Raw genomic sequence first — 26,330 nt, 5'->3', positions numbered from 1 at the left:
ACCGATCTTTTCCCTGTGCCGCTTGAGCTCCTTCTGGTAGACCGCCTCCATGGATTTCGGATTGACCTTGAGGGCCTGTGTGCCGAACTCAATGAACGTATCGATCCATTGCTGGATCTCGCTCTGCTTCAGATCGTGCTCGCGCGCCACGTCCACGATGGTCTTGTGACCCTTGAGGACCTCCAGCACGATCTCCCTTTTACGATTGGCTGTCCATCTTTGGATACGAACCGGCTTGACGACTTTCCCTTCCATCACGCTCCCCCTTTCCAGGACCAGATTTACCTCTTATTACTGGTCCAGTCCAGTTGGGGGTCACTATATTATTTTCTTTTACATCGCTTAAAAAGCATCGGCAACGACAAAAAGTTTCGTCGGTTACGCTGTGGAAGTAAATCGATGTAAACTTTTTTGTGGTCTCAAAGATCTAAAAAGGTGAAAAGTAAACAGAGAGTCAGGAGGGAAAGGCCATGAGAAAAACAATAATCTTGTTGTTAACGCTGGGTTTCTTTACGGTCGGTGTCGCCGCACTTTTGGATAAAGCCTATGCCGGGGACGTTTACAAATTCAGGATAAGCGTTCACAACAGATCTCATGACAGACATGTAATCACAGGTTACCCTGCCCATTACGGGAACCGCTATGTGATAGCCCCCTACGCCGAAAGAGACCATTTTTACCGGGCAAAATACAGATACCGGCACCGTTACCGCTATCGTTGCGATCCCCCCTGCAGGTGTGCATGCAGGTGCTGGAACAAATGTGTCCGAAGCTGTGGCCCCTTTTATCCTCCGGTTAGAGTATATGCACCTAACGGGTGGTATCTCCAGTTTGGGGTGTCGGGCGGTTTTTAGAAGGGCAAAATGCATTATGAACAATACGGACGAACAAGAACTCATAGAAAGAGCCAAAAAAGGCGATGTCAAGGCTCAGGCGGATGTTATAAAAAAATACGGGGACATGATCTTTCGGGCAGCTTACAGATTATGTGATTTCGACAGAGAAACCGCTCTGGATGTGACGCAGGAGACCTTTTGCAGGTTTCTTTCGTCCGTAAAAAGCTTCGAGGGAAGGTCATCTCTCCAGACCTGGTTGTATCGAATACTCGTAAACGAGTGCTTAAAAGAAAAAAAACGCATAGCACTGTTTGAAAAAATCAAAGACTGGGCGCTCAGAAACGGCTCACAGAGGAGAGAACCTTCTCCTTATGATCAGATTTTCGAAGCCGAAATGAAATCGTCAATCTTCAATGCAATCGGTAAACTTTCCAAAAAACAACAGATAGCAGTAGAGTTGAAATTCCTGGAAGGTCTCACGACCAGAGAAATTGCAGAAATCATGGAAATAACCGAAGGCGCGGTAAAAAGCCATCTTGCGAGGGCATTTGAGGTCCTGAGAAAAGAACTCAAGGAGTGGAAGCCATTATGAAATGTTCATGGAACATAGTGGCCGCTTCCGGAACATGGGATGAGCTTTCGGAGGCCGAACGAAAAGAATTTCAAAAACACCTTACAACATGTGATGAATGTGCGAAGATATACGAGGAAATCAACTTATTACTGGCTTCTTTCAGAAAATGCCCGGAGCCGAAACCCCTATCCCCGCTGGAAACCGAAACGTTAATCTTCAGATCAACTGAAAGAGAGAAAGTCTCTTTTAGATCAATCTTTACTACCCTTAGGAGACCTGTCCTTGCAACGGTCGTCACCATTCTGATACTAACCACCGGTGTTTTAGTGGCAAAAAATATTATAAGCCCTAAAGTTGAAGACGAAATCGCAGAACAAATTGATTTTCTTGAAAACATGGACGTCATCGAAAAGCTCGTCAAAGTGGTTGATAACGTGCCACAGGATCAGTCTTTCGATTACAGAGGTCCCGGAGCCTGGAATGATGAAGGAATCCACGGTTAAGGGTTACAAAAGAGCCGTTGCACTAGCTTTGTGTGTTCTCCTATTCGGCTCTCTGGTCTCCTGTTTTGCCGTTGGTAATGCTCATGCCAAAAGAGGTTCAACACGCCAATGGGAAGATCTGTCGCCTCAAGAGCGCAATATTCTTATGGAGCGGTACGAACGTTACAGGAACCTGCCGGAATATCAGAAAGAACTCATGAGAAAACGTTACGAACAGTGGAAGAATTTGTCTCCTTCAGAACGCGAGCAAATAAGGCGCTACCTTGACGAATGGGATAGCCTTTCACCCGAACAGAGGGAAGCCATTAGAAGGAAACTAAAGCAAAAGTTCTAGAATCCCCAATCTATCCGGATTTGAAACTCCCGGGGGCATACCGGGAATTGCAAAATAATGCAGGTCTTGTAAAAATTTTTTGTCTGAACAGCCACACCACAAATTTCAGGACTCAGAAATTGACCATAACGGTTTCCGATTTCCCTTGACACCCCGATAAAATGCATAAACATATTATCTGAAAAGTCCTGATAATTGAATATAAACGGAATAAGGGGGTGTGAATATGGGAAATCAATTCAGAACCTTCATACTGCTTGCGGGACTTACCGTATTTATCGTGCTGATGGGAAGGCTTATCGGTGGGCCGGTGGGAATGATCTTTGCTCTGGTTCTTGCCGGTATTATGAACCTGGCCGGTTACTGGTTCTCCGACAAGATAGTACTGTCCATGTACGGGGCCAGAGAGGTTTCCGAGGCCGAGGCTCCGGAGCTTTACCACATGGTCAGAGAGCTTGCAATGCAGGCAAATTTACCCATGCCAAAGGTTTACATAATTCCGAGTGAGGCTCCCAATGCTTTTGCCACAGGCCGCAATCCTGAACACGCTGCGGTTGCGGTAACGGAAGGAATCCTCCGTCTTATGGAACCTCATGAAATTCGCGGAGTTCTTGGTCACGAACTTGCGCACGTTAAAAACCGCGATATTCTAATCCAATCGGTAGCTGCAACTCTGGCGGGAGCCGTAATGGTTCTGGCAGATATGGCCAGGTGGGCTGCCTTTTTCGGCGGCGTCAGGTCCGATGATGACGACGGAGGAGTAGCCGGAATAGTGGGCACTCTTGCACTGGCAATTATCGCCCCAATTGCGGCAATGCTGATTCAGCTGGCGATATCCAGGTCTCGAGAATATCTGGCGGATGAAACAGGGGCAAAGATTGCCGGCAATCCTGAATTCCTGGCAAGTGCGCTTGAAAAGCTCGGCATGGCCACGCAGAAAATCCCCATGGTAGAAGCACGACCCGCCACTGCCCATATGTTCATCGTTAATCCGCTTACAGGAGGCGGTTTGTTGAGCCTGTTCAGCACCCATCCGCCTATTGAAGAAAGAGTCCGAAGACTAAGAGCAATGGCTCTGAGCCGTTATTAAAAGAATCTCGCCTGATCCTTTCGACCTAAAGTCGGGGGATCAGGTCTCTTTATTTCGCCATCTTCTCAAAACCTCACCGATATGCTTCAGAAAGCTCTCTTTATCGGTTTCCCCCGGGTGATCCTTCAAGCACGACACGAAATGCTCAATCCATGAAGAAAAGGAATCGCCTACTTTCTTTGCTTTGCCCAGAGAATCAACAATGTACACGCCGTTATTTCTCACATCCACGGCAACATATAGGCCCATTTCGTTTACCCGATGATCGATTATTACGGAATCTTCACCCAGGTATCCTATTATGATGAGCTCTCTCGGGAAATTTTCAAACTGTTCTCTGAAAGCACGAGTCGTCCCGCAGATGAAGTGAACATCTCCAAACCCCGACTTCCATCTGGATCTATCGTAAGGGTTATCACTGAGACATTCTTCATGGGCCACAAGAAAACGCACAACCGGATCAGGGAGTCTCACTCCCAGTTCTTTTTTAACAAAGTCCTGAATTGAAATTCTTTTTTCACTGGTCCTGGAATTCACATGATAACCTTTAAAATTTTACGGTTTTTACAATCTCCTCGTACTCTTTCATCTCCTCCGGAGTGAGCTCTTTATGCATGAGTTTCCTGTTCACAAGTATCGGAATCTTCTCGTGGAGAGCCAGTGCCACCGCATCACTGGGACGACTGTCGAAGATCCTCTGTTCTCCGCCGATATTGGCATAAACCTTTGCGTAAAATGTATTTTCCCTCAGGTCGTAGATTTCTATCTTCTCAAAGGTGACACCGGCCTGATGGAGAATGGTTAGATAGAGGTCATGGGTCAAAGGTCTCTTGGGATCCACAAAACCTTTTTCCTTTGCAATGGCCGTAATTTCCGCATCGCCAACGAACATGACGAAATAGTACGGAGAGTCCTCGGTTTCCTTGAGTACGACCATATTCCCCTGTAACCTATCTGTCTTTATATAAACCTCTTTGGTTTCAACAAATTCTATCTGTTCCATCTTTTCCTCCCCCTGATCCCCTACTGAACATCAACCTTCCAGCGTGTTCCCTGAGGAGTATCCTCAAGGCGTATTCCTCTCCTGGCCAGCATTTCCCTGATTCGATCGGCTTCTTCAAAATTTTTAACCTTCCGTGCCTCGTTTCTTTTCTCAATCCAGGAAATGACCTCCTGCTCGGTCATTCCCGTCCGACTTAATCTAAGGAGCCTCTGCTCCTGCCAGAAATCTTCGGGCCTTCGCTCCAGAATGCCGAAAATTCTTGCGTGGTTTTCAAGAGTTTCCACGGCCATCGAAGCAAGAACTGCAGCCGGACCCTTAAGTTTCTTCCGACCTCTTTGCTCAAGAAAGCCCTGAAGGACACCCCTCAGCTCAAACAGCAATCCCAGAGCCTGAGCGGTGTTAAAATCGTTATCCATAGCCTCACGAAAAGCCTCGGGGAAAGTCACAACCTTTTCGAAGAATTCCCTGTCGGTATTAATCAGAGCCTTCTCGGGGATATTTTCAGGGATCTCATCCCGAGCGGGCAGTCTATTTCTCGCCTCTTCTATCGTCAAATAAAGTTTTTCCAGTCCCCGTTCTGCTTCTTTTATGGCCTCATCGGAGAAATCCACCGGGCTCCGGTAATGCTTGCTCAGAACGAAAATGCGCAGAGTTTCGGGATGAACGTGTTTGAGTATGTCCCGAATGGTAAGAAAGTTTCCCAGGGATTTGGACATCTTCTCATCGTTAATCTTAACGAAGCCGTGATGAATCCAGTATTTTACAAAGGGTACTCCGAAGGCTCCTTCGCTCTGGGCAATTTCGTTTTCATGATGTGGAAATATCAGATCTTCTCCGCCTCCGTGCACGTCAAAAGTTTTGCCAAGGTAATTACAGGACATTGCGGAGCACTCAATGTGCCATCCAGGCCGCCCCTTTCCCCAGGGACTTTCCCACCAGGGCTCCCCGGGTTTGCTGGCCTTCCAGAGGGCAAAGTCAAAGGGATTTCGCTTTCGGTCGCTCACTTCTATTCGAGCCCCGGCCATCAGCTCGTCAAGCCTTCGCCCCGAAAGCTTTCCGTACTCCGGAAATTTCGTAACATCGTAATAGACATCGCCTTCCACACAATAAGCAATGCCCTTCTCTTCCAGCAATCGGATCATTTCGATCATCTGAGTAATGTGTTCCGTTGCCTTCGGCTCTATCGTAGGCCTCAGTACTCCCAGCCTGTCCATGTCTTCATAAAAGGCGTCGATAAACTTCCTGGATACATCAAGGTAATCTGTGCCTTCCTCCTGAGCCCTTCTGATAATCTTATCATCAATGTCGGTAAAATTTCTTACGTAGACAACATCGTATCCACGATGCAGAAGATATCTGTAAATCACGTCAAACACTATGGCGCTCCTGGCATGACCGATGTGGCAGTAGTCGTAAACGGTCACACCACAAACGTACATCTTGATTTTTCCGTTTTCGATAGGCACAAGAGGTTCCTTACGGCGCGTTAGCGTGTTGTAAACAAGCAGGCTCATGGATTCTTCTCCTGTATCTTCATTATAAGTGCTATTGCGTAAGAGGCAATTCCTTCGCCACGGCCGGCAAATCCGAGTCCTTCGGTTGTCGTTGCCTTAATGTTGAGCAGTCCCCGTCGCCACCCGAGTTCGTCACAGATCCTGCGAACCATTAAATCAACATAAGGGGCAAGCCTGGGTTTTTGCGCCACAATGGTTACATCTACGTTCGACACTACAAAACCATGTTCCTTAAGGAGGTCCTTAACCCTGCGGAGAAGAATAAGGCTTGATATTCCCCTGTATGCAGGATCGGTATCGGGAAAGTGTCTTCCTATATCACCCAGCGCCGCAGCTCCTAAAAGGGCATCGCATATCGAATGGATCACCACGTCCGCATCGGAATGGCCAGCAAGCCCCAGTTCGTAAGGAATTTCTATACCGCCAAGAATAAGCCTGCGGCCCTCTGCAAAAGCGTGCACGTCATAACCGAAACCCACTCTCAAAGCCCCATTTTCCATCGGAACCATTCCAGATCTTCAACCGTCGTAATCTTTATGTTTTGCCTCTCGCCTTCCACCACATAGACGGGATGACCTATCCTTTCCACAAACCAGGCATCGTCGGTACCCAGAGGCCCGTCTGTGTCCTTCGAAAGTACGCTTTTGTAAGCTTCAAGAATCAGATCCCTTCGAAAAACCTGTGGGGTCTGAACGAGATAAACGGTGCTCCGATCAAGGGTGGTACAGACCCGATCTCCCCGGACATTTTTCACCGTATCCGTTGCCGGAAGTGCCGCCACGGCAGCCCCTGTTTCCATAGCCTTTTGAACAACCCGTCGGGTCAGTTCAGATGATACAAAAGGGCGGGCTCCATCGTGAATCAGCACCCACCGGCAGGATTCGTCCAGTCTTTGAAGCCCCTTCCACACGGTTTCATATCGTTCCTTACCGCCCGGAACGAAGCAACACCTATCCAGGATCGCTCCCAGGTGTCTGGCCATGAGCTCGCCGTAATTCTCAAAGCCTTCCTCCGGGAGACAGATAATCCACCGGGCTATTGCTCCACAGCGGTACAATGCCCTGACGGTCCAGGCTAGAATCGGTTTTCCGCCTACTTCTACGAATTGTTTTGGAATGGAATGACCGAAACGGACGCCCCTTCCTGCCGCAGGAATAACGGCCACGAGATTTTCCATTCTCAAGGTTTTCTCCGTTTATCATTATTTGCAGGCGGAGCCGATCATAAGCCGGGTTCTGTCGAGCGTGGTCATTTATCTGGTCCCTCTGTTACCAGAGGGATCTAGCGACCTACCCGGGAGCATTGGGCGGGCCACCCTCAAGCGCTCCCCTATTTGGTCTTGCTCCGGGTGGGGTTTGCCTAGCATCCCGCGTCACCGCGGGACCTGGTGAGCTCTTACCTCACCGTTTCACCCTTACCCCGCCTTAGGCGAGGCGGTCTGTTTTCTGTGGCACTTTCCTGGGGTCGCCCCCACTGGGTGTTACCCAGCACCCTGCCCTGTGGAGCCCGGACTTTCCTCCCCGATGCGTCAAAGCACCGGAGCGACCACGTGATCTGCTCCGCCTGCATTTATACTTCTAAATTCGGTAAAGTCTAAAAGCAAGCCTTTCGGAAAATCAGGAACAGGCGGGAGAACTGAAACCGTACACGGGTTTCCTGCCCACGCTGAAGTAATCAAAGCCCGCTTTTTCCATGTCCCCAGGGCTAAAAACATTCCGAAGGTCCACGAACACCGGTTTCCTGACCAGCCTTTTCAATCTCGAAAGGTCTATGTTTTTGTACTCGTTCCATTCCGTCATAAGTACCACCGCATCGGCTTCGCTACAGGCCTCATAGGGATCGTCACAGAACAGGACCTCAGAAGGCAGAAGCCTTCGCGCCTCTTTCATTCCCTGGGGATCATGGGCTCTGACCAGGGCTCCTCGCTCGACCAGAGCCGGGATAATGGTCAGCGATGGAGCTTCCCTCATGTCATCCGTATCGGGTTTAAAGGTAAGGCCGAGCACCGCTACGACCTTTCCCGCCTCAGACCCACCCAGTGCCTGACGGATCTTTCTTACCATTCTCGCCCGCTGAGCGGCATTCACCTCCACAACGGCTTCAACTATTCGACAGGCAACGCCGCTTTCCTGAGCTATCCTTAAAAGAGCCTTGGTGTCTTTAGGAAAACAGGAGCCTCCATATCCGGGCCCCGGCTGAAGAAATTTCAATCCAATGCGCTGATCCAGCCCCATACCCCGTGCAACGTCCTGAACATCGGCACCCACTTCTTCACAGAGGTTGGCGATTTCATTTATGAAACTGATCTTAGTGGCAAGAAAAGCGTTGGAGGCGTACTTGATCAGCTCGGCCGTTTCAACGCCGGTCACAAGAATGGGGATCTCCTTTTTTTGAAGAGGCCTGTAAAGGTCGAGGAGGATTCTCCTTGCCTTTTCCGACTCGACACCGATAACCACCCGATCGGGATTGAGAAAATCGAACACCGCATCGCCCTCCCGAAGGAATTCGGGATTGCTGGCCACATCGAATTCCGCCCCTGGATTGACCTCCCGTACGATTCTCGCCACCTGCCTCGCCGTTCCCACCGGAACGGTGCTTTTGACGACGATTACGGTATAATTCCCGAGAAAAGAAGCAATCTCACGGGCCGCTTCGTAAACGTAGGTTAGATCGGCGTAACCATCACCGCGCCTGGACTCCGGAGTTCCAACGGCTATGAAAACCACCTGAGACCCGGGAATGGCTTCCTCAAGAGACGTCGTAAACTGCAGCCGGCCTGCCTGACGATTCCGTTTGACAATTTCTTCAAGCCCGGGTTCATAAATGGGCAAATCCCCGTTATGCACGCACATTATCTTAGACTCGTCCTTATCAACGCAAACGACCCGATGGCCGAATTCGGCAAATCCGGCTCCGCTAACCAGGCCAACGTATCCGGTTCCTATTATTGCAACATTCATCGAACTCTCCTCTGTTCACGCCAGCTAATCCTTGAAAAATCTTTGACGGAAAAAACATTATCGGAATCAATTTTTTGCCAAAGGAAGGAATTTTTGCAACACAGATTGCATTTTCTTCACCTTAAGGGTAGATTTTGTTCCTTCACGACCGCAATTACGGCAACTTAAGCATTATTCAGGAGGCGGCCATGAAACAGAGAGTAACTGTTTTTCTTCTAATCTTTTTTACCACGATTTTCTTTGTATCGGGAGCAGCGCGGGCAGAAAAAAAGTTCACCTTTGGGCTTCTGCTCGTGGGCCCTTATAACGATCACGGCTGGAGCCAGGCTCACTTCGAAGCTGCAAAGGCCGTCGAAAAAGAGCTGGATGTAAACCTCATATACATAGACAAGGTTAATCCCGCCGATAGACCCGGAGTAACGATTCCACAGCTTGTGGATGAACTGGTGTCAAGGGGAGCAAAGCTGATTATCGCAAACTCTGATGATATGAAAGACGGTATTCGCGAGGCGGCCCTTCAACACCCTGATGTTTACTTCCTGCATATATCCGGAGATGACGCACTTACGGGAAAAGGCCCGGATAATCTTTCCAATCTCATGGGACGCATGGAATACGGCAAAATGATTGCCGGCTTCGTTGCCGCCATGACAACAAAAACCGGCAAGATAGGTTATCTCGGACCTCTGATAAACGACGAAACCAGAAGGCTTGCAGTATCCACCTATCTGGGAGCAAGATACGCCTGGGAGAAGATAAGAAAAAAGAATCCCGACGAACTCGTATTTCAGGTTTCCTGGATCGGTTTCTGGTTCAATATCCCCGGAGTTACCGCGGACCCCACGCAGGTTGCCCAGAACTTCTTCAATTCTGGATTTGACGTCGTAATATCCGGTATCGATACAACAGAAGCCCTTACGGTTGCGGCGCAAAAGAGAAAGCAGGGACAGGAAGTATGGGCAATTCCGTACGATTACAAAGATGCCTGCAATGAAGCGCCTGACGCCTGTCTTGGGACACCCTATTACAACTGGAAGCCCGGCTTTGTACACTTCGTAAAGGCGGCTATGTCGGGCAACTGGAAAAAGGAATGGCTGTGGCTGGGGCCGGATTGGTCTGACATAAATAATCCCGACACCAGTTCCGTCGGCTTTATGCCGGGACCAGCCCTCAGTGCCGAAGTCTCTTCGGCCATGAACGATTTCGTAAGGCAGATGGCCTCGGGCTCCCTGAATCTTTTCACGGGACCACTCTATTATCAGGACGGAACCGTCTTTCTGGAAGAGGGACAGCAGGCAACGGACGAACAGATATGGTACATGAAGCAGCTACTACAGGGCATGATAGGGCCCAGCAGTGCCAAATAGGCAGCGGCTTTTGAAGCATGAACGTAACCCTCAAGGGCATTCACAAATTTTACGGGAAAGTACACGCTAACAGGGGAATTACGGTAACCTTCAGACAGGGCACAATTCACGGCATACTCGGCGAAAACGGAGCGGGCAAAAGTACCCTTATGAAAATTCTTGCAGGGTATGTTCCCCGCTCCGACGGAACAATCCTTATAGAGGGGCAACCCGCTGACTACTCATCTCCCCAGGAGGCTCTAAAACACGGAATCGGTATGCTGTATCAGGACCCACTCGACTTCCCCGCCCTCACGGCTCTGCAAAACTTCACCATAGGTCAACCTTCGGCGCCTTTTCTGTCCCCCGAAAAGAAGTTTAAAAAGATTTTTCAGGAGCTGGCAGGGCATTTTAATTTTTCCATCCAACCGGATAGTCTCCTTGAGAATCTGTCCCTGGGAGAAAGACAGCAGCTTGAAATAATCCGTCTTGTTGCAGCCGGAGCTCAACTTATAATACTGGACGAACCAACCACCGGGATTTCAGTCCATCAAAAGGAAGCCCTTTTCAGTGCTCTCAAACAACTTGCCTCGGCCGGTAAGACCATTGTCCTGGTGTCTCACAAGCTTGAAGACGTGATGGCCCTCTGCTCGGAAGTTTCGGTGCTCAGACAGGGCGAATGTGTCGGTCACATGACGGCGCCTTTTGATAAGGAGACCCTTTTAAAGCACATGTTCGGTAGGGTCCCTGCGCCTGTTTCCCGATGCATCGTTGAGAAAGGATCGTCGCTCTTATGGATGGAAGGAGTTTCCGCAGTCTGGAAAAACATACGGATAAGGCGATGCTCATTTCGGGTCAAAGAAGGCGAAATAGTGGGTATCGCCGGTCTCGAAGGCAGTGGTCAGGCCGTTCTTCTAAGAACCGCAGCAGGGCTTATACAACCGGTAGAAGGGAATATATACTGGCGTCGCGAGCAAATCACGGGCCGCGAGCGGAGGTTTTTCAAGAACAAAGGAATATTCTTCGTCCCGGCCGACCGCATACAGGAAGGTCTTTTCCCCGATTTAACATTGCAAGAACACTACGCTCTTACGTTTTTTGAAGAATCCCTGATAATCCCTCACAAAGGCTCAAAGGAAGTTGCTTCTGAAAGAGTCAGGACCTTTTCCATCAAGGGTAGAGAATCTCAGAGAGTGACGGAGCTTTCGGGCGGGAATCAGCAGAGACTGATGCTTTCGCTACTTCCGACCGACCCGCAGCTTCTATTACTGGAACACCCTACCCGTGGGCTGGACATAGAATCGGCAAGCTGGTTGTGGAAACATCTTCAAAGGCTTTCGTCTAAAGGCGCTGCTATTGTTTTTACCTCAGGCGACCTGGACGAAATATTCTCCGTGGCCCATAGAGTCGTGGTCTTTTTTGAAGGCCGGATCGTGCTGGACGAAAACGTGGATCACGTCAGCGTAAAGGACGTTCAGAAAGCAATGGCGGGAGTTTTTCGGGACTAGGATATGAAGAAATTGCGGACGGTAGCAACGGTTGCCCTGGTTTCAATTACGCTTACCGCACTTGTCGTCACGGCAGCGGGGGTCAATCCGGCCCACGTGATCGCCGCTTTCTTTAAAGGAACCTTCTCATCCTGGAGGCACTTCCTGCATGTTTTGAGCATATGGATTCCTCTTGCCCTGTGTTCCTGCGGGCTCCTATTCACCTTTTCCCTGGGTCTGTGGAACATAGGCATTGAAGGACAAATCATGCTGGGCGCCGTAGGCGCAACCTGGTGTCTCAGGTATTTGCAGGGATCTGTTGCACCGCCTCTGGCCCTGGTCTTTGCACTCATTGCGGCATGTGCATTTGGAGCCACCTGGGCCGTGATTTGCGGCCTTTTGAAGATCAAGAGCAACGTCCACGAAATCTTTTCGGGGCTCGGCCTTAACTTCGTTGCACAGGGGTTGTTGCTCTGGCTGATCTTCGGGCCCTGGAAAAGAGCGGGAATTGCATCAATGAGCGGAACGGAGCCATTCCCTCGAGAACTATGGTTCCCCGTGCCGGCCGGATGGAGAGTCTCACCTCTGATTCTGGTTGCTTCGGTGCTACTAATGGTCGCCACGGCCTGGGTGCTGAAATCAACCCGGTGGGGTCTTGTCATAAGGGCCATCGGAAACAATGCAAAAGCTGCAGAAGTCTACGGAATATCGATTAATCGTAACTTTCTCATGGCCATGTCGGTAGCGGGTACTCTGGCCGGCATGGTAGGATATTACCAGACTGTTGTAGTTTATCATCGCCTCATTCCGGTTATTTCAAGCAATTACGGATATCTCTCCCTGCTGGTAGTGATGCTAGCCGGATATCGATGCGGACCCGTGCCGCTTATCGCACTGCTTTTTGCAATTCTCCAGGCCGGAAGCATACAGCTTCCTTTAATGCTTGGGGTTGACTCTGCTTTAAGTGGCGTGATTCAGGGAATTCTCGTACTGAGTGCCCTTGGAGTCGTTCATGCCCGGAGGAAGGCTTAATGGAAATATCGTGGGGACTCTTTTTCGGGATGATTGTGGCCAGTGCCGCTCCCATTGTCATTGCCGGATTGGGAGAAACACTCACCGAAAAGTCGGGAGTGATCAACCTTTCACTTGACGGGACTATTCTCCTGGGGGCCATGTCCGGCTTTGTGATTGCCTGCAAAACGGGTAGCACGGCAGCGGGCATACTGGGTGCCGGCCTGGCGGGTGCATTGGTTGCGGCCCTGCTGGGGCTTTTGTGTTTGCTGTGGAAGGCTCCTCAGGTCGCCGTTGGCTTCGTTCTCACGCTGACGTGCCGGGATCTGGCTTATTTTCTGGGAAATCCTTTTTCAAGAATTGCCGGACCACAATTAGACACCATATCTTTGCCGGTTTTATCGAAACTCGACTTCATCGGCCCGGCTTTTTTTCACCACAACATAATGACCTATGCCAGTATCGTTCTTATCCCCGCCGTCTGGATATATCTGTACAAAACCCGAGCCGGCCTCATTCTTCGGGCAGCAGGAGAAAATCCCGAAGCCTGCAGAGCCAGGGGCTATAAGGTACTTCGTATTCGATTTTTCTATCTTGTCCTGGGCGGTCTGCTGGCCGGTATGGCCGGGGCAATGTTCTCTCTCGGCATAAAACCGGGATGGGGAAGGCCCCAGGGCTCCGAAGGTATTGGCTGGATCGTCCTTGCTCTGGTAATCTTCGGAGGCTGGAATCCTTTGCGGGTTGCACTGGGAGCCTACATTTTCGCAACACTTCAAGCCCTGAGTTCCATAGTGCAGAACATCTGGACATCCGTTCCGGCCCAGCTTATTCAGGTAGCCCCCTTTCCGCTGATGATTCTCACCCTGGTCTTCATAAACAGACCCACAAAACCCCGTCTCAGGGAACCGACATTTCGCTTTCTGGAACTGCTCAAGGCCAGGCCTCCTGCCGCTTTAGGGAAGGCCTTTTCGGAACATTAAAAACAACAGCTCAAAAATCGGAGGAATGCAGATGAAAGTCGTGAGATTCGGACAGGCCGAACGGTGCGAACCGGAGCCGGGATGGCTGAGAAGAAGTCTGTGTAACGAGCAGGAGATTTCCATTGAGCACTTCGTAAAGCCGCCGGGGCATACCTCGCCGACGCACCAGCATCCAAACGCCCAGGTTCTGGTGGTTCTTAAAGGTTCAATGATCATAACCCTGGATAACGGAAGGGAAGAAAGGCTTGACGAAGGAGATGCCGCATACATCCCGCCTAACGAAGCCCACGCAGTAAAAAACCCGTCGGATTCACCGGCAATCGGTCTGGACATCTTTATACCGGGTCGTTCCTTCGATTTCTGGTACAAAAAGATGGGAATTCAGCGGTGAAGTTTCACTATGCGGTACGTCCCAATCCCGGCAGCTGCCAGGAGACCGGACGAAAGAACCACCTCCATGTATGCTGTGCCCAGGCGATTTGTCGTGTGTAAGACTCTTCCGCGGGCAATCATGGTCTCCGTAACGGGCCTGAGGAAATTCATTTTTATCTCTACGGTGGGAACACGAAACTCAGGGCCGAGGACGCTTATAAGCGCCCAGCCTCCTGCCGCATCGGCAACGGCCGTTATAAAGCCTCCCTGAATGCTCCCGAGAGTATTGCAGAGCTCGTGGCGAAAAGGGAGTTCAAGCTCCACTTCCCCTTTACCCACGGCTCGAACCACAACTCCGAGGAGCTTCAGAGCAGGGCTTTCCTGAATTTTTTGAAAAAGAAATTCTGATTCCATGGGCCACAAAAAAACGAAAGGGGGGCTTTAGCCCCCCATAACGGTTTCAGGATCCCATAGCCTTTGCAATCTCCTTGCCGTATTCCTGGGCCATCTGAATGGCGCCCCCGATTGACGGCGACTTCAACCTCAAAGGCCCGCTCACCATCTTCATGCCGAACACATTGGCCATGGTATCGAAGATTCTCACGGGCGCTTCTCCGCTCCACCCAAAGGCCCCGAAAGATCCACCCACCTTGCCCGAAAGATTTGCCGACTCCAGCCTGAAAAGAAGGGTCTTCATGTGCTGCATCATCTCGCCGTGGTAGGTAGCAGATCCGAGAATCAGGGCATCGTAATCATCGAAATTGACATTTTCCAGGGCGGGATCGTTTGCATTCATAAGGGTAACTTCGACGCCGGACATTCGCAAACCTTCGGCAATAAGTTCCGCAATACCCTTTGTGTTTTGTGTCCTCGTCGCATAGATAATAAGGGCTTTCTTCATGTCCTATTCTCCCTCGTGAACCTCGACTTTGCCTTTATGCTTGGTACCGCAAATAGGACACAGAACCTCCATCTCCTCTTCCGGGCCAATGTAACGCTCCTTAAGCTCATCGGGCCCCATAAAAGTAACATCTCCACAGGCGCATTGAGGACACTCGGCTTTTACTTTATATCTTTTCTTGCCCATAAACCAGACCTCCTGTGAACGGATTTGATCATTGAAAAAAAGGGATACCGGACAATCCGCAAGTCCGGCATCCCCTTCTGCACCCCCTTATTTTGCACCCGTATTGAGAATGGTCACATCGGGCGGGACGTTAAAAAGTCTCTGACCGAGCTCTCTATCCAGAAGATAAAGGCCCCCTCCGTCCTGAACGAGCTTAACCTTGTTCAGAACCTCTGCCGCACTCGCCTCTTCTTCCACCTGTTCCCCTACGAACCACTGCAGGAAGTTGTTGGTTCCGTGATCCCGTTCTTCTATCGCCAGATCCACCAGATCGTGGATTCTTTTGGTCACATGCTGCTCGTGTTCCAGCACATGCTCAAAAACCGCAACAGGAGAATCCCACGTAGTAGGAGGGCCATCAATGGGCTGGAGGTCCACCTTGAATCCCCGCTCGTTCAGATAGGAATAAAACTTCATGGCATGAGAAAGCTCCTCGAGAGCCTGAACCTCCATCCATCTGGCGAAGCCGTCCAGCCCTCTGTCCTTGAAGTATGTCGCCATCGATAAATAGAGATACCCCGAATAAAGTTCCCACTTAAGCTGCTCGTTAAGGGCTTTGCCCATTTTTTCGGAAATCATCTCTTACACCTCGGCTTTCCACAAACCGTGCAGGTTACAATATTCCCTCAGAATGTACTTCCCTTCAGGCAGACAGAAGACAGCCTCCGGCGCGTCTCCGGGTTTTAGAAACTGCCTGTAAGCCCTTCCGGACTCGTCCACCACTTCGATCCACTCGATATAGTGTTTCTCTTCCATAGGATGAGCCACACTGCCGACCTTGACTTTCATACCGTGATCCGTCTTTTCGGCTACCGGAACGTGCTTTTCCTTTGCCGCATCAACGGTGTTTTCGACGAAGAGCTTCATGGGCTTTCCACAACATACCAGCTCACCCTGCCCTCCGTGAAGTACCTCGACGATATTCCCGCAAACTTCACACTTGTAAACCTGCAATCTTTCGGCCATCTCAAAACCTCCCCATTTTCTGTCGTTCAGGTTAACTGCTTCGTAAGAAAAAATAATTCTCATTAAGAGATGCGCAAGGCCACGAAGTAAATCAAAAAACTACCGGACCGTCCTGTTCAACCAGAATGACCTTATCATGCCAAACATTTCAGCGGGATACCCATCGGGCAGGCTCTTTTTACCACTCATGATTTTGAGAAAGTCAATATCGTCAAGTTCCAGAATTTTTTCAAAATCGGCCAGCTCCGAATCGGTAAGCTGAGAACCCTTTGCTTCCCAGAAGGATCTGAGAATCAGCTCAACTTCAAGGCTTGACCTCTTGGAAAGGTGATACCTTATCCGCCTCCTGATAAGCTCACGGTCAACCATCGTCCCGCCGCTCCAGAACCTCACGAACCCTTGACCCCCACTCCTTCTTCTCCGAAGCAGGAAGATGATGCAAAAAAATCCCCTGCCTTTGAAGCCTTTTCCACAAAGAGCGGCTTTCCTGCCGTTTCCTTTCATCATCCATGATAACCGGGAAAGCAACGGTATGGGCCTTAAGTAATGCTTCGAGATCGGCTTTACCCCCACAGACAACGGCATCAACCTCCGGGAAGAGCACTTCTTCCATGCCTATAAATACCTTCTCCATGACCCCATTTAAGTTCTCACCTGCCGATACGATTCTGTGCGGCACAAAGCTTTCCTTGTTGAAAGTCCATAAAAAATCGTCGAAATGGGCAGCTTCCATTGTGGATTCCACGAAAATCAGGACACGGCATCCCGCAAGGCAGAGCGCTTCGGAAATTCGACATATATCACCGTCACGATCACGGGTTGAGGTCTCAAAAAACAGGGCTCTCTTCACGGCACCACCGTCAACAGGTCAGATGAAAAGCTCCGGCCACAAGACGACCTGCCTCTTTCAAACCGTTAAACCTCTTAACCGCCTCCTTTGTCTTCTCAACCACAACTTCTATACCCCTGGCTTCAAGAAAATCGACCACCTCTGACGGAACCTTCATAAATCCAAAGGCACCGGTTCCCAGGACCACGACTTCCGGTCGGGCATCAATTATGTCCGTGATGTCATCAATGTGTAGCCTGTGCCCTTCACGACGCCACCAGTCGGATATTACCCTGTCTGAGATAATCTTCAAATCGGCCGTGTACTTCCGGCCGTTAATAACCATATGCCCGAAGCCGTAATCCTCTATCATGGTCGTAAACCTCCAGGTCAGGATACAACAGCTCCGCTGGAAGGCATGTCCTTATTATAAAGCACGCTCACAGAATCGGAACCGAAAGAATTTTTAAGACTGGAAATCACATCGGCAGTTGGAGACACTTTGAGGCTATCGTCGGGAAGTATTACGACCTCGATCGAATCTTCAAGGTTTAGATGCAATCTCAACGGGCACGATCCGGGATTGTTCTTTACAATGCGGTGAAGCAACAAAATATCGTCGTGTTTTACGCCTTCTGCATTCAATTTCAGCACGACCAGAGTCGCCTTTTTTTCTTCGGCTTCGTCGACCGAAAGGATTTCGCTGGCGATTATTTTTGTGGATTTTTCGTCATGCTGAACGACGCCCATAACCACCCGGGGCTCGTCGTCGGCAACTAAAGCATCACGATAGCGCATGTAAACCTCCGGGAAGGCAACCACCTCGGCTATTCCTTCCCGATCCTCAAGATTCAAAAAGCCCATCCTTTCACCACGCCTCGTGGTTATTTCCTTTGCGACCGTGATCATCCCTGCCACGACGACCTGTGCTCCGTCGGGTTTTGAGGACAGATCCTGAGTGGTGTCGGTGCAAAGCCTGGAAAGCCTTTCACGGTAAAAGTCAAGAGGATGACCGGAGACGTAAAAACCCAGGGCTTCCTTCTCGTAGTTTAACATGGTCCGGCTATCCCAGTCAGGCACGTCGGGCAGAGCGAGGTTTTTCAGGGGAAGGTCGTTAGTCCTGGAGCGAAGAATCGAAAGCAGGTTCATCTGCCCGTTCTGTCTATCCTTTTGAACGGACTGAGCCCTTTGAAGGGCTCCATCGAGACCGGCTATAACCTGTGCCCTGTTGGGATGAATTGAATCAAAGGCTCCGCATTTTATGAGCTGTTCTATTACACGGCGATTAACCTTTTGGCCGTCCACCCGCTGGCAGAAGTCGTAGATCGACTCAAAAGGCCCATCCTTTTCACGGCTACAGAGAATGGCCTCAACGGCGGCATCCCCCACGTTTTTAACGGCGGCAAGCCCAAATCTTATTTTCCCTTCGACAACAGTAAAACCCCGATCACTGGCATTTATGTCCGGCGGCAATACATCTATACCCTTATCCCGACACTCGGCTATCAGCTTAACCACCTTGTCGGAATCGCTGACCACACTGTTCAAAAGAGCCGCCATGAACTCCACAGGGTAGTGCGCCTTGAGATAAGCCGTTTGATAGGCGATAAAGGCATAAGCGGCACTGTGAGACTTGTTAAATCCGTAAAGAGCAAACTTCTCCATTCGATCGAATATGCGATTTGCCTTTTCCAGATCGATGTTATTCTGCCTGGCACCTTCCAGAAAGCGTTCCCTCTGAGCCTTCATGACCTCCGGGTCTTTTTTGCCCATGGCCCTTCTGAGTATATCCGCCTCGCCCAGTGTATAATTGGCAAGCACACTCGCAATTTGCATAACCTGTTCCTGATAAAGTATGACCCCATAGGTCTGTTCAAGTATCGGACGCAATTCCTCCAATTCATAGGTCACCGGAATTTCACCGTGCTTTGCCTTAATGTATTGATCCACCATGCCGCTTTCCAGAGGCCCGGGACGATAGAGCGCCACCAGCGCCACGATGTCCGAAAACTTTTCCGGTCGGAGGCGCACAAGGATTTCTCTCATGCCGGCGCTTTCCAGCTGAAAAACCCCCGTCGTATCGGCTCTGCACAGAAGATCGTAAGTTTCAGGATCATCAAGGGGGATGTTCAGCATGTCCAGCTTAACACCGTGATTTTTTTCGACCAGCTTTACGGTATCGTCTATGACCGTGAGGTTTCTGAGTCCCAGAAAGTCGAACTTTATCAGCCCGGCCTTTTCCACGTATTTCATTGAGTACTGAGTCACCACCTCACCGTCCTGGTCTCTGTAGAGAGGAACGTATTCCACGATGGGTTTGTCCGCTATAACTATCCCCGCCGCATGGGTTGAGGCGTGACGGGCAAGGCCTTCCAGGGTAAAGGCAATATCAAAAAGCTCTTTAATCTGAGGATCCTGACTTCGCAACTCCTCAAGCCGGGGCTCCAGTTCAAAGGCCTTCTCCAGTGTAATACCGAGAACGGCCGGAACATATTTTGCGATCCGATCCTGTTCCGCATAGGTAAACCCCAGCGCCCTCGCGACGTCTCTCACCACCTGACGGGCCGACATCGTACCAAAGGTCGTTATGTGGGCCACCCTGTCCTTCCCGTATTTTTCCGTGACGTATCTTATCACCTCATCACGCCGCTTCATGCAGAAGTCAACATCGATATCGGGCATGCTTATGCGCTCTTCATTCAAGAACCGCTCGAAAAGCAAGCCGTGCTCTATGGGATCTATGTCGGTTATGCCCATGGCATAAGCAACGAGGCTTCCCGCAGCAGAGCCCCGCCCCGGACCAACGGGAATTCCCCTGCTCTTGGCGTAATTTATGAAATCCGAAACGATGAGAAAATAAGGCGCAAAGCCGGTCTTCTTGATTACCGCTATTTCCTTTTCCAGCCTTTCCCGATAAACCCGGAATTCACTTTCTCCCGCACCGGGCATCTTTTTCTTAATCTGCTCCCACCGCCTGAGCAGACCTTCCCGGGCCTGCTTTTCAAAACGATCTTCCGCAGTCTCACCGTTATCCAGAGTAAAAACCGGAAAATGATACTGGCCCAGAGGAATTTCCAGATTCACCCTTTCTGCAACGACCAGCGTATTCTTCAGGGCTTCTTCAACGTGTCTGAAGGCGGAATACATCTCATCGGGAGACTTGAAGTAGAGTTCGTCGGTATGAAACTGCATTCGTTTTTCGTCAAGGACGGTCCTGTTGGTCTGAATGCAGAGAAGTATCTCGTGAGCCCGAACATGATGCTTCTCAAGGTAGTGACAGTCGTTGGTTGCCACAAGAGGCAGATTCATGGACCTTGCAAGCTCTAAAAGCCCATCGTTGACCTTAGCCTGCTCGACAAGGCCGTTTGCCTGAAGCTCCAGGTAGAAGTTGCCGGCACCGAAAATTTCCGAATACTCCCCGGCACACTGACGGGCACGCTTCATATCTCCTTTAAGAATATGCCGCGGCACCTCCCCTTTAAGGCATGCGGACAGTGCTATAATTCCCGACGAAAACCTTTCCAGATTCTCCTTGTCGATACAGGGTTTGTAATAAAAACCTTCTAGGTGAGCCTTTGAAACGATCTTCATCAAATTCCTGTAACCTTCATAACTTTCGGCAAGCAGGACGAGGTGGTAATTTTTATCCTCATCATCACCCTTACTCCTCTGAATCCGCTCAACCTGATCCGAAAGAGAGTAAGGGGTCACATAGACCTCACAGCCGATTATCGGTTTTACGCCTGCGGAAGTTGCCTTCTCGTAGAACTCGAGAGCGCCGAACATGTTGCCGTGATCGGTTATGGCCACGGCCGGCATTCCGTACCTTTTCGTGGCCTCCAGGAGATCCTTTATCCTGATTGCTCCATCCAGAAGGCTGTATTCTGTGTGAACATGAAGATGGACGAATTCCATGTCACGGCTCCTTCATTCTGTTGACTTAAGCATCAACTCTACGGCCTGGACATGGAATTATACGATCCCCTTCCCCATCTGGCAATCAACACATCCATCGCGGGAAACGACAACCGAACGGGCTTTACTCTGAGGTCAGACAAAAATCACGACAAATCCGGGAAAGCTCTGGAAAAAGTCACTTCAAAACACGGACTCTTGCACCGTCGTAGGTCTTAACCCGCCCGATCACCGAGGCATAAAGGAGCCCCCTTTCCCTGAGCCGCTCTGCCAGTTCGTCTCCACGGCCCGCCGGTACACTTATAAGCAGACCTCCGGAAGTTTGAGGATCCATCACGAGATCGGCGAGCACGGGATCCACATCGGGCATAACCTCAACGGAGCATGAAAAATGGTCACGGTTCGAATAAGCCCCGGCGGGGATCATGCCCATGGAAGCAAAATCATAAGCCCCGGGAAGCAGAGGAATCTTCGAAGACACGATCTCCACGGTAACGCCACTTGCAACGGCCATTTCAAAGGCATGGCCACAAAGCCCAAAACCCGTTACGTCCGTGCACCCTCCTGCATCGAATTGTCTCATAATCTCCGAGGCCTTATCGTTCAAAGAGGCCATCCACTCGACGGCTTCCAGCACTTCATCGTCATCGTCGGAAAGCAATCTTCCCTTTAAAGCCGTGGTTATAATGCCGGTTCCTATCGGCTTCGTGAGTACCAGTTCATCCCCGGGTCTTGCACCTCCGTTCGTTACCACCCTTTCGGGATGAACCACTCCCGTAACGGCCATGCCGTACTTTATTTCCTGATCCTCGACGCTATGCCCGCCTACGAGAAGGGCTCCCGCTTCCCTTATCTTATCAAGCCCGCCCCGAAGGATCTCCTTGAGGTAGTAAAGGTCCAAGGTTTTCGTCGGAAAGCAAACAATGTTCATGGCCGTAATGGGTTTCCCCCCCATTGCGTAAACGTCGCTGAGGGCATTGGCCGCGGCAATCCGCCCGAAATCGTAGGGATCGTTCACGGTGGGCGTGAAAAAGTCCACCGTCTGGACAAGAGCCAGATCATCCGAAATCTTAAACACTCCGGCATCGTCGGAAGTTTCCCGCCCCACGAGAAGGCGCGGATCTTCCTGCAAGGACAAATCGGCGAGCAACTTCGCCAGGACCCCTGGCTCCACCTTGGCAGCTCAGCCCGCCGCCCTGACCGTTTCCGCCAGCTTTATCTTTTCCCCACCGCTCATCATGTTACCGTGACGACCTTTCCGGCAACCTGCATCGACGTAACTATGTCGAGCATGTTGGTGGTCTCTCCAACCTGCTTCTCACCTATCAACCCGTAAAAGTCAAGGCAGGTTCCGCACACAAGTATGGAAACTCCCTGCCGCTCCAGCTCTTTCAGGTCGTCCAGTACGGGCGATCCCTTTACCGTCAGCTTCACCCCGGCATTCAGGAAAACCAGCCTCCAGAGTTGAGGAACCATCTCTCCCAGGGTCTTAATAAAGTTGGTCATGAGTTTTTGCCCCAGCTCGTCGTTTCCCCTGCCCAGCTTATCGGTACCGATCAACACGAGGAGTTTTTCCCCCGAGGGCCCGGAAAGGGTGCAAAGGATCTCTTCCTCCCCGGGGGCCAGATCCGACGCACCCGCTAATCTGCTACCCACCACGAGATAGCCTTCAGAATCTTCAGAAACAGTAACGCCGAACCCCTGCCTGCTCAAAAAACGTGACACATTCTCCCTCGCAGCAGGGTTATCCACTCTTACGGAAATTCTATCGGGCCTCTCCTTTTCCAGCACCTCCTTCGTCTTCAAAACCGGCGCGGGGCAGGCAAGCCCTCTGCAGTCTACTACCCTCTCCACCATTCCTCATCCCTCCCAAGCATCAATAAAGCCGCTTAACTCATAGATCGCAGTAGATCGGGAGGAAAATAGAAAAAAGCAATAAAGGGCAACTTACCTATCGGTTTAATTTTTTCTCATCTCCCTGCCGCTGGACAGCCCCTTCTCATCTAATGTAGAAGGCAAGACACGGACAAGGGTTTAAAAACGGCATCAGGAGGGGGATTATGGAAGAGAACAGGGTGTACGAGCAACTGGCAGAACATCTTAACAGGTTACCTGCCGGCTTTCCCAGAACGCCGACCGGGGTGGAAATCAGAATTCTGAAAAGGCTCTTTACGCCGGAAGAAGCACGATATGCCTGCACGCTCACTCTCAAACCGGAGCCGCCTGAAGAAATCGCAAAACGGCTGAACCTCGAACCCGGGAAGGTTGCCGGTATTCTGGAAGAGATGGCGAAGAAGGGATTGATCTTCAGAATACGCAAAGGAAGCGAAACCCGCTACATGGCGGCCCAGTTCATAATCGGAATATGGGAATATCACGTTAATCAGCTAACCCCTGAACTCATCGCTGACCTCAGGGAATACGCACCCTACTTCTTTCAACAGGCCATGAATCTCAGGACCCCACAGCTCCGCGTAATTCCGATTCCCGGCTCCGTGACGGCGGTTCAATCCATAATGCCCTACGAAGAAGCCCGGAGGCTGGTGGAGGAAAACCAGCCCATAGTGGTTGCTCCCTGCATATGCAGGAAGGAACACGGGTTAACCGGTGAAGCCTGCGATCGTCCTCTGGAATCCTGCCTCGTTTTCGGACTTGGAGCTCAATATTACATGGAAAACGGTCTGGGCAGACAGATCACCGTCCAGGAAGCCCTAAAAATCCTGGAAGAAGCGGAAAGAGACGGACGGGTCCTTCAGCCCTCAAACGCTCAGAAGATAACGAACATCTGCACCTGCTGTGGTTGCTGTTGCCAGATACTCAAGAATCTGAAAAAACTGGACAAACCGGCACTTTACGTGGTTTCGCGCCACATTGCCGAGCTTGACGAAGAATCATGCGTGCTGTGCGGAACCTGCGTTGACCGATGCCAGATGGACGCCATAACCCTGGGAGATGACCATGCCGTAATAAACAGGGACCGCTGTATAGGATGTGGCCTCTGCGTGACGACCTGTCCCGAAGAGGCAATAACACTTAAAGAAAAGCCCAAAGAGCTTCAAAAAGACGTGCCCGCAAGCCTCCGGGAAACTTATGCCAGGATGTTTCAGGAAAGAATGTCCGCAATGGTCGGGAAGGCCTGACGAAACCGGTAACCGGGTCGATCTGCCTCGACCCGGTTACGAACCCTTATCGAGAAGACACTCTGGATCTCAGATAATCACACCAGGCATCCAGTCCTTCACCGGTTTTGCAGGACAGCGGGAAAACAACCTGATCCGGGTTGAGATTAAGTGAAAATTTTCGGATTTTCTCAACATCACATTCAACGTAAGGGAGAAGATCCATCTTGTTGATGATGAGAACCGAGGACTTCTGAAACATCAGGGGATATTTTAGCGGCTTGTCGTGTCCTTCTGCCACACTCAGAATCATCACCTTTTCGTGCTCACCCAGATCAAACTCCGCCGGACAGACAAGGTTTCCCACATTTTCGATGATCAGGAGGTCAATCCCTTTGAGATTGAGAGACTCAAGAGCGGTACGAATCATGGCTCCGTCAAGATGGCAGGCTGCTCCCGTGTTTATCTGCACAACGGGAATACCCTTTCCGGCAATCCTCTCTGCGTCCTCTTGCGATTGAATGTCCCCCTCGATAACGGCAATTTTCAGATCACCCTTCAGCCTTTCAATAGTCCGCTCAAGAAGGGTTGTCTTTCCGGCACCTGGCCCGCTCATAAGGTTCACGACGTAAATGCCCAGAGAATCAAAGATTTCTCGATTTTCTCTCGCCATCCTTTCGTGGGCTTCAAGGATGGGGCACACGACGGGAATCTTCACCTTCTCCTTCACACTTCCCCTCCGCTTAAGCCTTCAACCTCGAGGACGAGTAACTCCCTTCCGCTCATGCAGTCGGCACCTTCGGTACCGCAGTCGGGACAGCGGAATGAAAAATTCTCGACTTCGAACATCAATCCGCATCGGCGACATCGTGCCACTACGGGGACTATTTCAATGTCGAGCTCCGAGTTTTCGGCAAAAGTCCCCCGGCTGATGATGGAAAAACAAAGCCTCAGCGCCTCGGGCACGACAGCCGCCATCTCTCCGACCTGCACCGCAACGCGCTCGACTCTGGACAGGCCGTGCCTTTCGGCCTCGTCCCGAACGATGTCAAACAAAGCCTGAGCGATGCTCATCTCGTGCAAGGGTCACCTGCCCGGCCTCTTTTTATTCCACTATGGTCCACTCTCCGTTCTTAACCTGAACCATGATTAGATCCTTCTTGCTCAGGCCGTTGTGGTCGGCAGGAGAAAAGTTAAATACCCCCAACTGTCCCACGAACCCCTTCGTGTTTTCTATGAAATCTCTTATCGCCGCCCTGTCGGGACCTACGGCTTCCAGCGCGGCCAGAGCAAGCTTCATGGCATCCCAGGCATGTCCGCCGAAGGAAGAAACGGGCTCATTATAGCGGGCTTCATATTCTCCCGTGTGCTCCATTATCACCCTTTTCTGAGGATGATCTTCGGGAAGTATCGGACCCACCACTATGGGCGGTAAAGGAACAAATATGCCCTCGGCATCCGCACCGAGCATCTCTATGTTCTTTTTGTTCCCGAAGCCGTGGCTCTGGAAAAAGGGAATGTCACCCATACCGAGCTGTTTCCACGTTTTTGCCGCAAGTATCTGGGTAGGCCCCACGGACCAGTTGACTATGGCCTGAGGGTCTTTTGACCGAATCTTGGTGAGCTGTGCAGTAAGGTCCGTATCCTTGGGACCGTAGCGCTCGTCCGCAACGATCTCTATCCCGTACTGAGGCGCATACCTCAGGAGTTCTTCCCGACCGCTTGAACCGTAACCGGTCGAAACGGTCATAATCCCGATTCGTTTGATTCCCCGGGCCACCATGAACTCGTACATTTTCTGAACCACGTGACTGTCCGACGGAGCGACTTTAAAAACCCAGCGGCGTTCTTCAACGGGCGTAACGATCTTGTAGCTTGCGGCGCAGGAAATAAGAGGCACCTGCTCTTTTTCCACCACCGGTGCCACGGCGAGGCTCTCACCGCTTCTGGTGGGACCTATTATTACGGCCACATTGTCTTTCTTGATGAGCCTTCTTACGGCGAGAATGGCTTTCGTGGCGTCGCTCTCATCGTCGTAAACTATAAGCTCAACGGGATGCCCCTTAATCCCTCCTGAGGCGTTAACCTTCTCTGCAATCATCTCCGCCGTTTTCTTCTCAGGCTCACCGAGAAAGGAAGCAACCCCCGTCACCGAAAAGACGGCACCGATCCTGTACGGTTCTCCGGCAAAGGCCGTCACGGCAGCCGAAAAAAACATTACAGCAACAAGCAACCGGCAAAAAAGTTTGACACAGCTCTTCACGGCTTCCTCCTCCACACACGTTAATAACAGGTGAACTCGTGGTTGGCTTACGACTATTTAGGCCGCATAATCGGGGCTGTCAATTCCAAGGGTTGGGCCTTT

At 50.8% G+C, this 26,330-nt stretch carries 32 protein-coding genes and 1 other RNA gene; 11 read left to right on the top strand and 22 right to left on the bottom strand.

Annotated elements, in window-relative coordinates; genetic code table 11:
• On the bottom strand, positions 1 to 273 hold a 273-nt coding region (locus BM091_RS10535; RefSeq protein WP_281243984.1), incomplete at its 3' end, for a helix-turn-helix domain-containing protein.
• A 197-nt stretch (positions 274 to 470) separates the two neighbouring features.
• Between BM091_RS10535 and BM091_RS10530 the strand changes: the two genes are divergently transcribed.
• The 5 genes from BM091_RS10530 to htpX all read left to right on the top strand — a co-directional run bounded on the left by BM091_RS10530 (position 471) and on the right by htpX (position 3,337).
• The gene (locus tag BM091_RS10530) at positions 471 to 854 is read left to right on the top strand and encodes a hypothetical protein (protein WP_093395630.1); all 384 of its coding nucleotides are present in this window, start codon (positions 471 to 473) and stop codon (positions 852 to 854) included.
• A gap of 16 nt (positions 855 to 870) precedes the next feature.
• Entirely contained in the window at positions 871 to 1,428 is a 558-nt protein-coding gene (locus BM091_RS10525) for an RNA polymerase sigma factor (protein WP_177193612.1), read from the top strand.
• Positions 1,425 to 1,913, top strand: coding sequence for an anti-sigma factor family protein (locus BM091_RS10520; protein ID WP_093395626.1), 489 nt, complete (start codon positions 1,425 to 1,427; stop codon positions 1,911 to 1,913). Before BM091_RS10525 ends, BM091_RS10520 begins: the two co-directional genes overlap by 4 nt.
• Positions 1,891 to 2,247, top strand: coding sequence for a DUF3106 domain-containing protein (locus BM091_RS10515; protein ID WP_093395624.1), 357 nt, complete (start codon positions 1,891 to 1,893; stop codon positions 2,245 to 2,247). The genes BM091_RS10520 and BM091_RS10515 overlap by 23 nt, the downstream gene beginning before the upstream one ends.
• A gap of 226 nt (positions 2,248 to 2,473) precedes the next feature.
• Positions 2,474 to 3,337: a zinc metalloprotease HtpX gene (gene htpX / locus BM091_RS10510; RefSeq protein WP_093395622.1), complete on the top strand. Its 864-nt coding sequence runs from the start codon at positions 2,474 to 2,476 to the stop codon at positions 3,335 to 3,337.
• Between the two features lie 39 nt (positions 3,338 to 3,376).
• On the opposite strand, the gene BM091_RS10505 is transcribed toward htpX, so the two are convergent.
• The 7 genes from BM091_RS10505 to BM091_RS10475 form a co-directional block, all read right to left on the bottom strand.
• Positions 3,377 to 3,874: an SMI1/KNR4 family protein gene (locus tag BM091_RS10505; RefSeq protein ID WP_093395620.1), complete on the bottom strand. Its 498-nt coding sequence runs from the start codon at positions 3,872 to 3,874 to the stop codon at positions 3,377 to 3,379.
• Between the two features lie 10 nt (positions 3,875 to 3,884).
• Positions 3,885 to 4,340, bottom strand: a complete 456-nt coding sequence (locus BM091_RS10500; protein ID WP_093395618.1) for a bifunctional nuclease family protein — start codon at positions 4,338 to 4,340, stop codon at positions 3,885 to 3,887.
• 20 nt (positions 4,341 to 4,360) lie between these two features.
• On the bottom strand, positions 4,361 to 5,854 hold the full coding sequence (gene cysS / locus BM091_RS10495) for a cysteine--tRNA ligase (protein WP_093395616.1): 1,494 nt from the start codon (positions 5,852 to 5,854) through the stop codon (positions 4,361 to 4,363).
• The gene (gene ispF, locus BM091_RS10490; RefSeq protein ID WP_177193611.1) at positions 5,851 to 6,354 is read right to left on the bottom strand and encodes a 2-C-methyl-D-erythritol 2,4-cyclodiphosphate synthase; all 504 of its coding nucleotides are present in this window, start codon (positions 6,352 to 6,354) and stop codon (positions 5,851 to 5,853) included. The genes cysS and ispF overlap by 4 nt, the downstream gene beginning before the upstream one ends.
• Complete coding sequence (gene ispD, locus BM091_RS10485) at positions 6,336 to 7,031, bottom strand: 2-C-methyl-D-erythritol 4-phosphate cytidylyltransferase (RefSeq protein ID WP_093395614.1); 696 nt, start codon at positions 7,029 to 7,031, stop codon at positions 6,336 to 6,338. Before ispD ends, ispF begins: the two co-directional genes overlap by 19 nt.
• Positions 7,032 to 7,063: 32 nt before the next feature.
• An RNA gene (gene rnpB / locus BM091_RS10480) (RNase P RNA component class A) lies at positions 7,064 to 7,415 on the bottom strand.
• A 55-nt stretch (positions 7,416 to 7,470) separates the two neighbouring features.
• Positions 7,471 to 8,814: a UDP-glucose dehydrogenase family protein gene (locus BM091_RS10475; RefSeq protein ID WP_093395612.1), complete on the bottom strand. Its 1,344-nt coding sequence runs from the start codon at positions 8,812 to 8,814 to the stop codon at positions 7,471 to 7,473.
• A gap of 188 nt (positions 8,815 to 9,002) precedes the next feature.
• Between BM091_RS10475 and BM091_RS10470 the strand changes: the two genes are divergently transcribed.
• From BM091_RS10470 to BM091_RS10450, 5 genes are read left to right on the top strand one after another with little or no spacing between them, the layout of a single operon-like run.
• Positions 9,003 to 10,181, top strand: coding sequence for a BMP family lipoprotein (locus tag BM091_RS10470; protein WP_093395610.1), 1,179 nt, complete (start codon positions 9,003 to 9,005; stop codon positions 10,179 to 10,181).
• A 17-nt stretch (positions 10,182 to 10,198) separates the two neighbouring features.
• Positions 10,199 to 11,668: an ABC transporter ATP-binding protein gene (locus BM091_RS10465; protein ID WP_093395608.1), complete on the top strand. Its 1,470-nt coding sequence runs from the start codon at positions 10,199 to 10,201 to the stop codon at positions 11,666 to 11,668.
• A 3-nt stretch (positions 11,669 to 11,671) separates the two neighbouring features.
• Positions 11,672 to 12,679, top strand: a complete 1,008-nt coding sequence (locus tag BM091_RS10460; protein WP_093395606.1) for an ABC transporter permease — start codon at positions 11,672 to 11,674, stop codon at positions 12,677 to 12,679.
• The gene (locus BM091_RS10455) at positions 12,679 to 13,638 is read left to right on the top strand and encodes an ABC transporter permease (RefSeq protein ID WP_093395604.1); all 960 of its coding nucleotides are present in this window, start codon (positions 12,679 to 12,681) and stop codon (positions 13,636 to 13,638) included. The genes BM091_RS10460 and BM091_RS10455 overlap by 1 nt, the downstream gene beginning before the upstream one ends.
• Positions 13,639 to 13,669: 31 nt before the next feature.
• On the top strand, positions 13,670 to 14,029 hold the full coding sequence (locus tag BM091_RS10450; protein ID WP_093395602.1) for a cupin domain-containing protein: 360 nt from the start codon (positions 13,670 to 13,672) through the stop codon (positions 14,027 to 14,029).
• On the opposite strand, the gene BM091_RS10445 is transcribed toward BM091_RS10450, so the two are convergent.
• The 11 genes from BM091_RS10445 to yedF all read right to left on the bottom strand — a co-directional run bounded on the left by BM091_RS10445 (position 14,020) and on the right by yedF (position 22,703).
• Positions 14,020 to 14,424 (bottom strand): PaaI family thioesterase, encoded by a 405-nt coding sequence (locus BM091_RS10445; protein ID WP_093395600.1) that lies wholly within the window; start codon positions 14,422 to 14,424, stop codon positions 14,020 to 14,022. The genes BM091_RS10450 and BM091_RS10445 overlap by 10 nt on opposite strands.
• Positions 14,425 to 14,470: 46 nt before the next feature.
• Positions 14,471 to 14,911, bottom strand: a complete 441-nt coding sequence (locus BM091_RS10440; protein WP_093395598.1) for a flavodoxin domain-containing protein — start codon at positions 14,909 to 14,911, stop codon at positions 14,471 to 14,473.
• A gap of 3 nt (positions 14,912 to 14,914) precedes the next feature.
• On the bottom strand, positions 14,915 to 15,097 hold the full coding sequence (locus BM091_RS10435; protein WP_093395596.1) for a hypothetical protein: 183 nt from the start codon (positions 15,095 to 15,097) through the stop codon (positions 14,915 to 14,917).
• Positions 15,098 to 15,184: 87 nt separating this feature from the next.
• Positions 15,185 to 15,715 (bottom strand): ferritin, encoded by a 531-nt coding sequence (locus BM091_RS10430; RefSeq protein WP_093395594.1) that lies wholly within the window; start codon positions 15,713 to 15,715, stop codon positions 15,185 to 15,187.
• A 3-nt stretch (positions 15,716 to 15,718) separates the two neighbouring features.
• Positions 15,719 to 16,102, bottom strand: a complete 384-nt coding sequence (locus BM091_RS10425; RefSeq protein WP_093395592.1) for a desulfoferrodoxin — start codon at positions 16,100 to 16,102, stop codon at positions 15,719 to 15,721.
• A gap of 99 nt (positions 16,103 to 16,201) precedes the next feature.
• On the bottom strand, positions 16,202 to 16,471 hold the full coding sequence (locus BM091_RS10420) for an FAD assembly factor SdhE (protein WP_177193610.1): 270 nt from the start codon (positions 16,469 to 16,471) through the stop codon (positions 16,202 to 16,204).
• Positions 16,464 to 16,952, bottom strand: a complete 489-nt coding sequence (locus BM091_RS10415) for a DNA polymerase III subunit chi (protein ID WP_093395588.1) — start codon at positions 16,950 to 16,952, stop codon at positions 16,464 to 16,466. Before BM091_RS10415 ends, BM091_RS10420 begins: the two co-directional genes overlap by 8 nt.
• Positions 16,953 to 16,962: 10 nt before the next feature.
• The gene (locus tag BM091_RS10410) at positions 16,963 to 17,304 is read right to left on the bottom strand and encodes an Mth938-like domain-containing protein (protein ID WP_093395586.1); all 342 of its coding nucleotides are present in this window, start codon (positions 17,302 to 17,304) and stop codon (positions 16,963 to 16,965) included.
• Positions 17,305 to 17,321: 17 nt separating this feature from the next.
• Positions 17,322 to 20,846 (bottom strand): DNA polymerase III subunit alpha, encoded by a 3,525-nt coding sequence (gene dnaE / locus BM091_RS10405; protein WP_093395584.1) that lies wholly within the window; start codon positions 20,844 to 20,846, stop codon positions 17,322 to 17,324.
• Positions 20,847 to 21,024: 178 nt separating this feature from the next.
• Positions 21,025 to 22,083 (bottom strand): selenide, water dikinase SelD, encoded by a 1,059-nt coding sequence (selD, locus tag BM091_RS10400; protein ID WP_093395642.1) that lies wholly within the window; start codon positions 22,081 to 22,083, stop codon positions 21,025 to 21,027.
• Positions 22,083 to 22,703, bottom strand: coding sequence for a sulfurtransferase-like selenium metabolism protein YedF (gene yedF / locus BM091_RS10395; protein ID WP_093395582.1), 621 nt, complete (start codon positions 22,701 to 22,703; stop codon positions 22,083 to 22,085). The genes selD and yedF overlap by 1 nt, the downstream gene beginning before the upstream one ends.
• 203 nt (positions 22,704 to 22,906) lie before the next feature.
• On the opposite strand from yedF, the gene BM091_RS14320 reads away from it, so the two are divergent.
• A complete protein-coding gene (locus tag BM091_RS14320; RefSeq protein ID WP_093395580.1) occupies positions 22,907 to 23,986 on the top strand; it encodes a 4Fe-4S binding protein in 1,080 nt (359 codons plus the stop codon).
• A 46-nt stretch (positions 23,987 to 24,032) separates the two neighbouring features.
• Here BM091_RS14320 and hypB read toward each other — a convergent pair whose 3' ends face one another.
• The 3 genes from hypB to BM091_RS10375 are packed head-to-tail and all read right to left on the bottom strand — an operon-like array spanning position 24,033 to position 26,228.
• Positions 24,033 to 24,695 (bottom strand): hydrogenase nickel incorporation protein HypB, encoded by a 663-nt coding sequence (gene hypB / locus BM091_RS10385; RefSeq protein WP_245735347.1) that lies wholly within the window; start codon positions 24,693 to 24,695, stop codon positions 24,033 to 24,035.
• On the bottom strand, positions 24,692 to 25,039 hold the full coding sequence (gene hypA / locus BM091_RS10380) for a hydrogenase maturation nickel metallochaperone HypA (protein ID WP_093395578.1): 348 nt from the start codon (positions 25,037 to 25,039) through the stop codon (positions 24,692 to 24,694). The genes hypB and hypA overlap by 4 nt, the downstream gene beginning before the upstream one ends.
• 31 nt (positions 25,040 to 25,070) lie before the next feature.
• Positions 25,071 to 26,228, bottom strand: coding sequence for an ABC transporter substrate-binding protein (locus BM091_RS10375; protein ID WP_218148875.1), 1,158 nt, complete (start codon positions 26,226 to 26,228; stop codon positions 25,071 to 25,073).
• Between the last annotated feature and the right edge of the window lie 102 nt (positions 26,229 to 26,330).

Origin of the sequence: Thermodesulforhabdus norvegica (assembly GCF_900114975.1) — a bacterium.
Taxonomy (GTDB): Bacteria; Desulfobacterota; Syntrophobacteria; order Syntrophobacterales; family Thermodesulforhabdaceae; genus Thermodesulforhabdus; species Thermodesulforhabdus norvegica.
This window is presented reverse-complemented; position numbering and strand designations above follow the sequence as displayed.

Bases quoted from the DNA above. Each gene is read 5' to 3' on its own strand.
- BM091_RS10530 (WP_093395630.1), top strand. From the start codon at position 471: ATGAGAAAAACAATAATCTTGTTGTTAACGCTGGGTTTCTTTACGGTC.
- BM091_RS10525 (WP_177193612.1), top strand. From the start codon at position 871: ATGAACAATACGGACGAACAAGAACTCATAGAAAGAGCCAAAAAAGGC.
- BM091_RS10520 (WP_093395626.1), top strand. From the start codon at position 1,425: ATGAAATGTTCATGGAACATAGTGGCCGCTTCCGGAACATGGGATGAG.
- BM091_RS10515 (WP_093395624.1), top strand. From the start codon at position 1,891: ATGATGAAGGAATCCACGGTTAAGGGTTACAAAAGAGCCGTTGCACTA.
- htpX (WP_093395622.1), top strand. From the start codon at position 2,474: ATGGGAAATCAATTCAGAACCTTCATACTGCTTGCGGGACTTACCGTA.
- BM091_RS10500 (WP_093395618.1), bottom strand. From the start codon at position 4,340: ATGGAACAGATAGAATTTGTTGAAACCAAAGAGGTTTATATAAAGACA.
- cysS (WP_093395616.1), bottom strand. From the start codon at position 5,854: ATGAGCCTGCTTGTTTACAACACGCTAACGCGCCGTAAGGAACCTCTT.
- ispF (WP_177193611.1), bottom strand. From the start codon at position 6,354: ATGGAAAATGGGGCTTTGAGAGTGGGTTTCGGTTATGACGTGCACGCT.
- ispD (WP_093395614.1), bottom strand. From the start codon at position 7,031: ATGGAAAATCTCGTGGCCGTTATTCCTGCGGCAGGAAGGGGCGTCCGT.
- BM091_RS10475 (WP_093395612.1), bottom strand. From the start codon at position 8,814: ATGAATGTTGCAATAATAGGAACCGGATACGTTGGCCTGGTTAGCGGA.
- BM091_RS10470 (WP_093395610.1), top strand. From the start codon at position 9,003: ATGAAACAGAGAGTAACTGTTTTTCTTCTAATCTTTTTTACCACGATT.
- BM091_RS10465 (WP_093395608.1), top strand. From the start codon at position 10,199: ATGAACGTAACCCTCAAGGGCATTCACAAATTTTACGGGAAAGTACAC.
- BM091_RS10460 (WP_093395606.1), top strand. From the start codon at position 11,672: ATGAAGAAATTGCGGACGGTAGCAACGGTTGCCCTGGTTTCAATTACG.
- BM091_RS10455 (WP_093395604.1), top strand. From the start codon at position 12,679: ATGGAAATATCGTGGGGACTCTTTTTCGGGATGATTGTGGCCAGTGCC.
- BM091_RS10450 (WP_093395602.1), top strand. From the start codon at position 13,670: ATGAAAGTCGTGAGATTCGGACAGGCCGAACGGTGCGAACCGGAGCCG.
- BM091_RS10445 (WP_093395600.1), bottom strand. From the start codon at position 14,424: ATGGAATCAGAATTTCTTTTTCAAAAAATTCAGGAAAGCCCTGCTCTG.
- BM091_RS10440 (WP_093395598.1), bottom strand. From the start codon at position 14,911: ATGAAGAAAGCCCTTATTATCTATGCGACGAGGACACAAAACACAAAG.
- BM091_RS10435 (WP_093395596.1), bottom strand. From the start codon at position 15,097: ATGGGCAAGAAAAGATATAAAGTAAAAGCCGAGTGTCCTCAATGCGCC.
- BM091_RS10430 (WP_093395594.1), bottom strand. From the start codon at position 15,715: ATGATTTCCGAAAAAATGGGCAAAGCCCTTAACGAGCAGCTTAAGTGG.
- BM091_RS10425 (WP_093395592.1), bottom strand. From the start codon at position 16,102: ATGGCCGAAAGATTGCAGGTTTACAAGTGTGAAGTTTGCGGGAATATC.
- BM091_RS10420 (WP_177193610.1), bottom strand. From the start codon at position 16,471: ATGGTTGACCGTGAGCTTATCAGGAGGCGGATAAGGTATCACCTTTCC.
- BM091_RS10410 (WP_093395586.1), bottom strand. From the start codon at position 17,304: ATGATAGAGGATTACGGCTTCGGGCATATGGTTATTAACGGCCGGAAG.
- dnaE (WP_093395584.1), bottom strand. From the start codon at position 20,846: ATGGAATTCGTCCATCTTCATGTTCACACAGAATACAGCCTTCTGGAT.
- yedF (WP_093395582.1), bottom strand. From the start codon at position 22,703: ATGGTGGAGAGGGTAGTAGACTGCAGAGGGCTTGCCTGCCCCGCGCCG.
- BM091_RS14320 (WP_093395580.1), top strand. From the start codon at position 22,907: ATGGAAGAGAACAGGGTGTACGAGCAACTGGCAGAACATCTTAACAGG.
- hypA (WP_093395578.1), bottom strand. From the start codon at position 25,039: ATGAGCATCGCTCAGGCTTTGTTTGACATCGTTCGGGACGAGGCCGAA.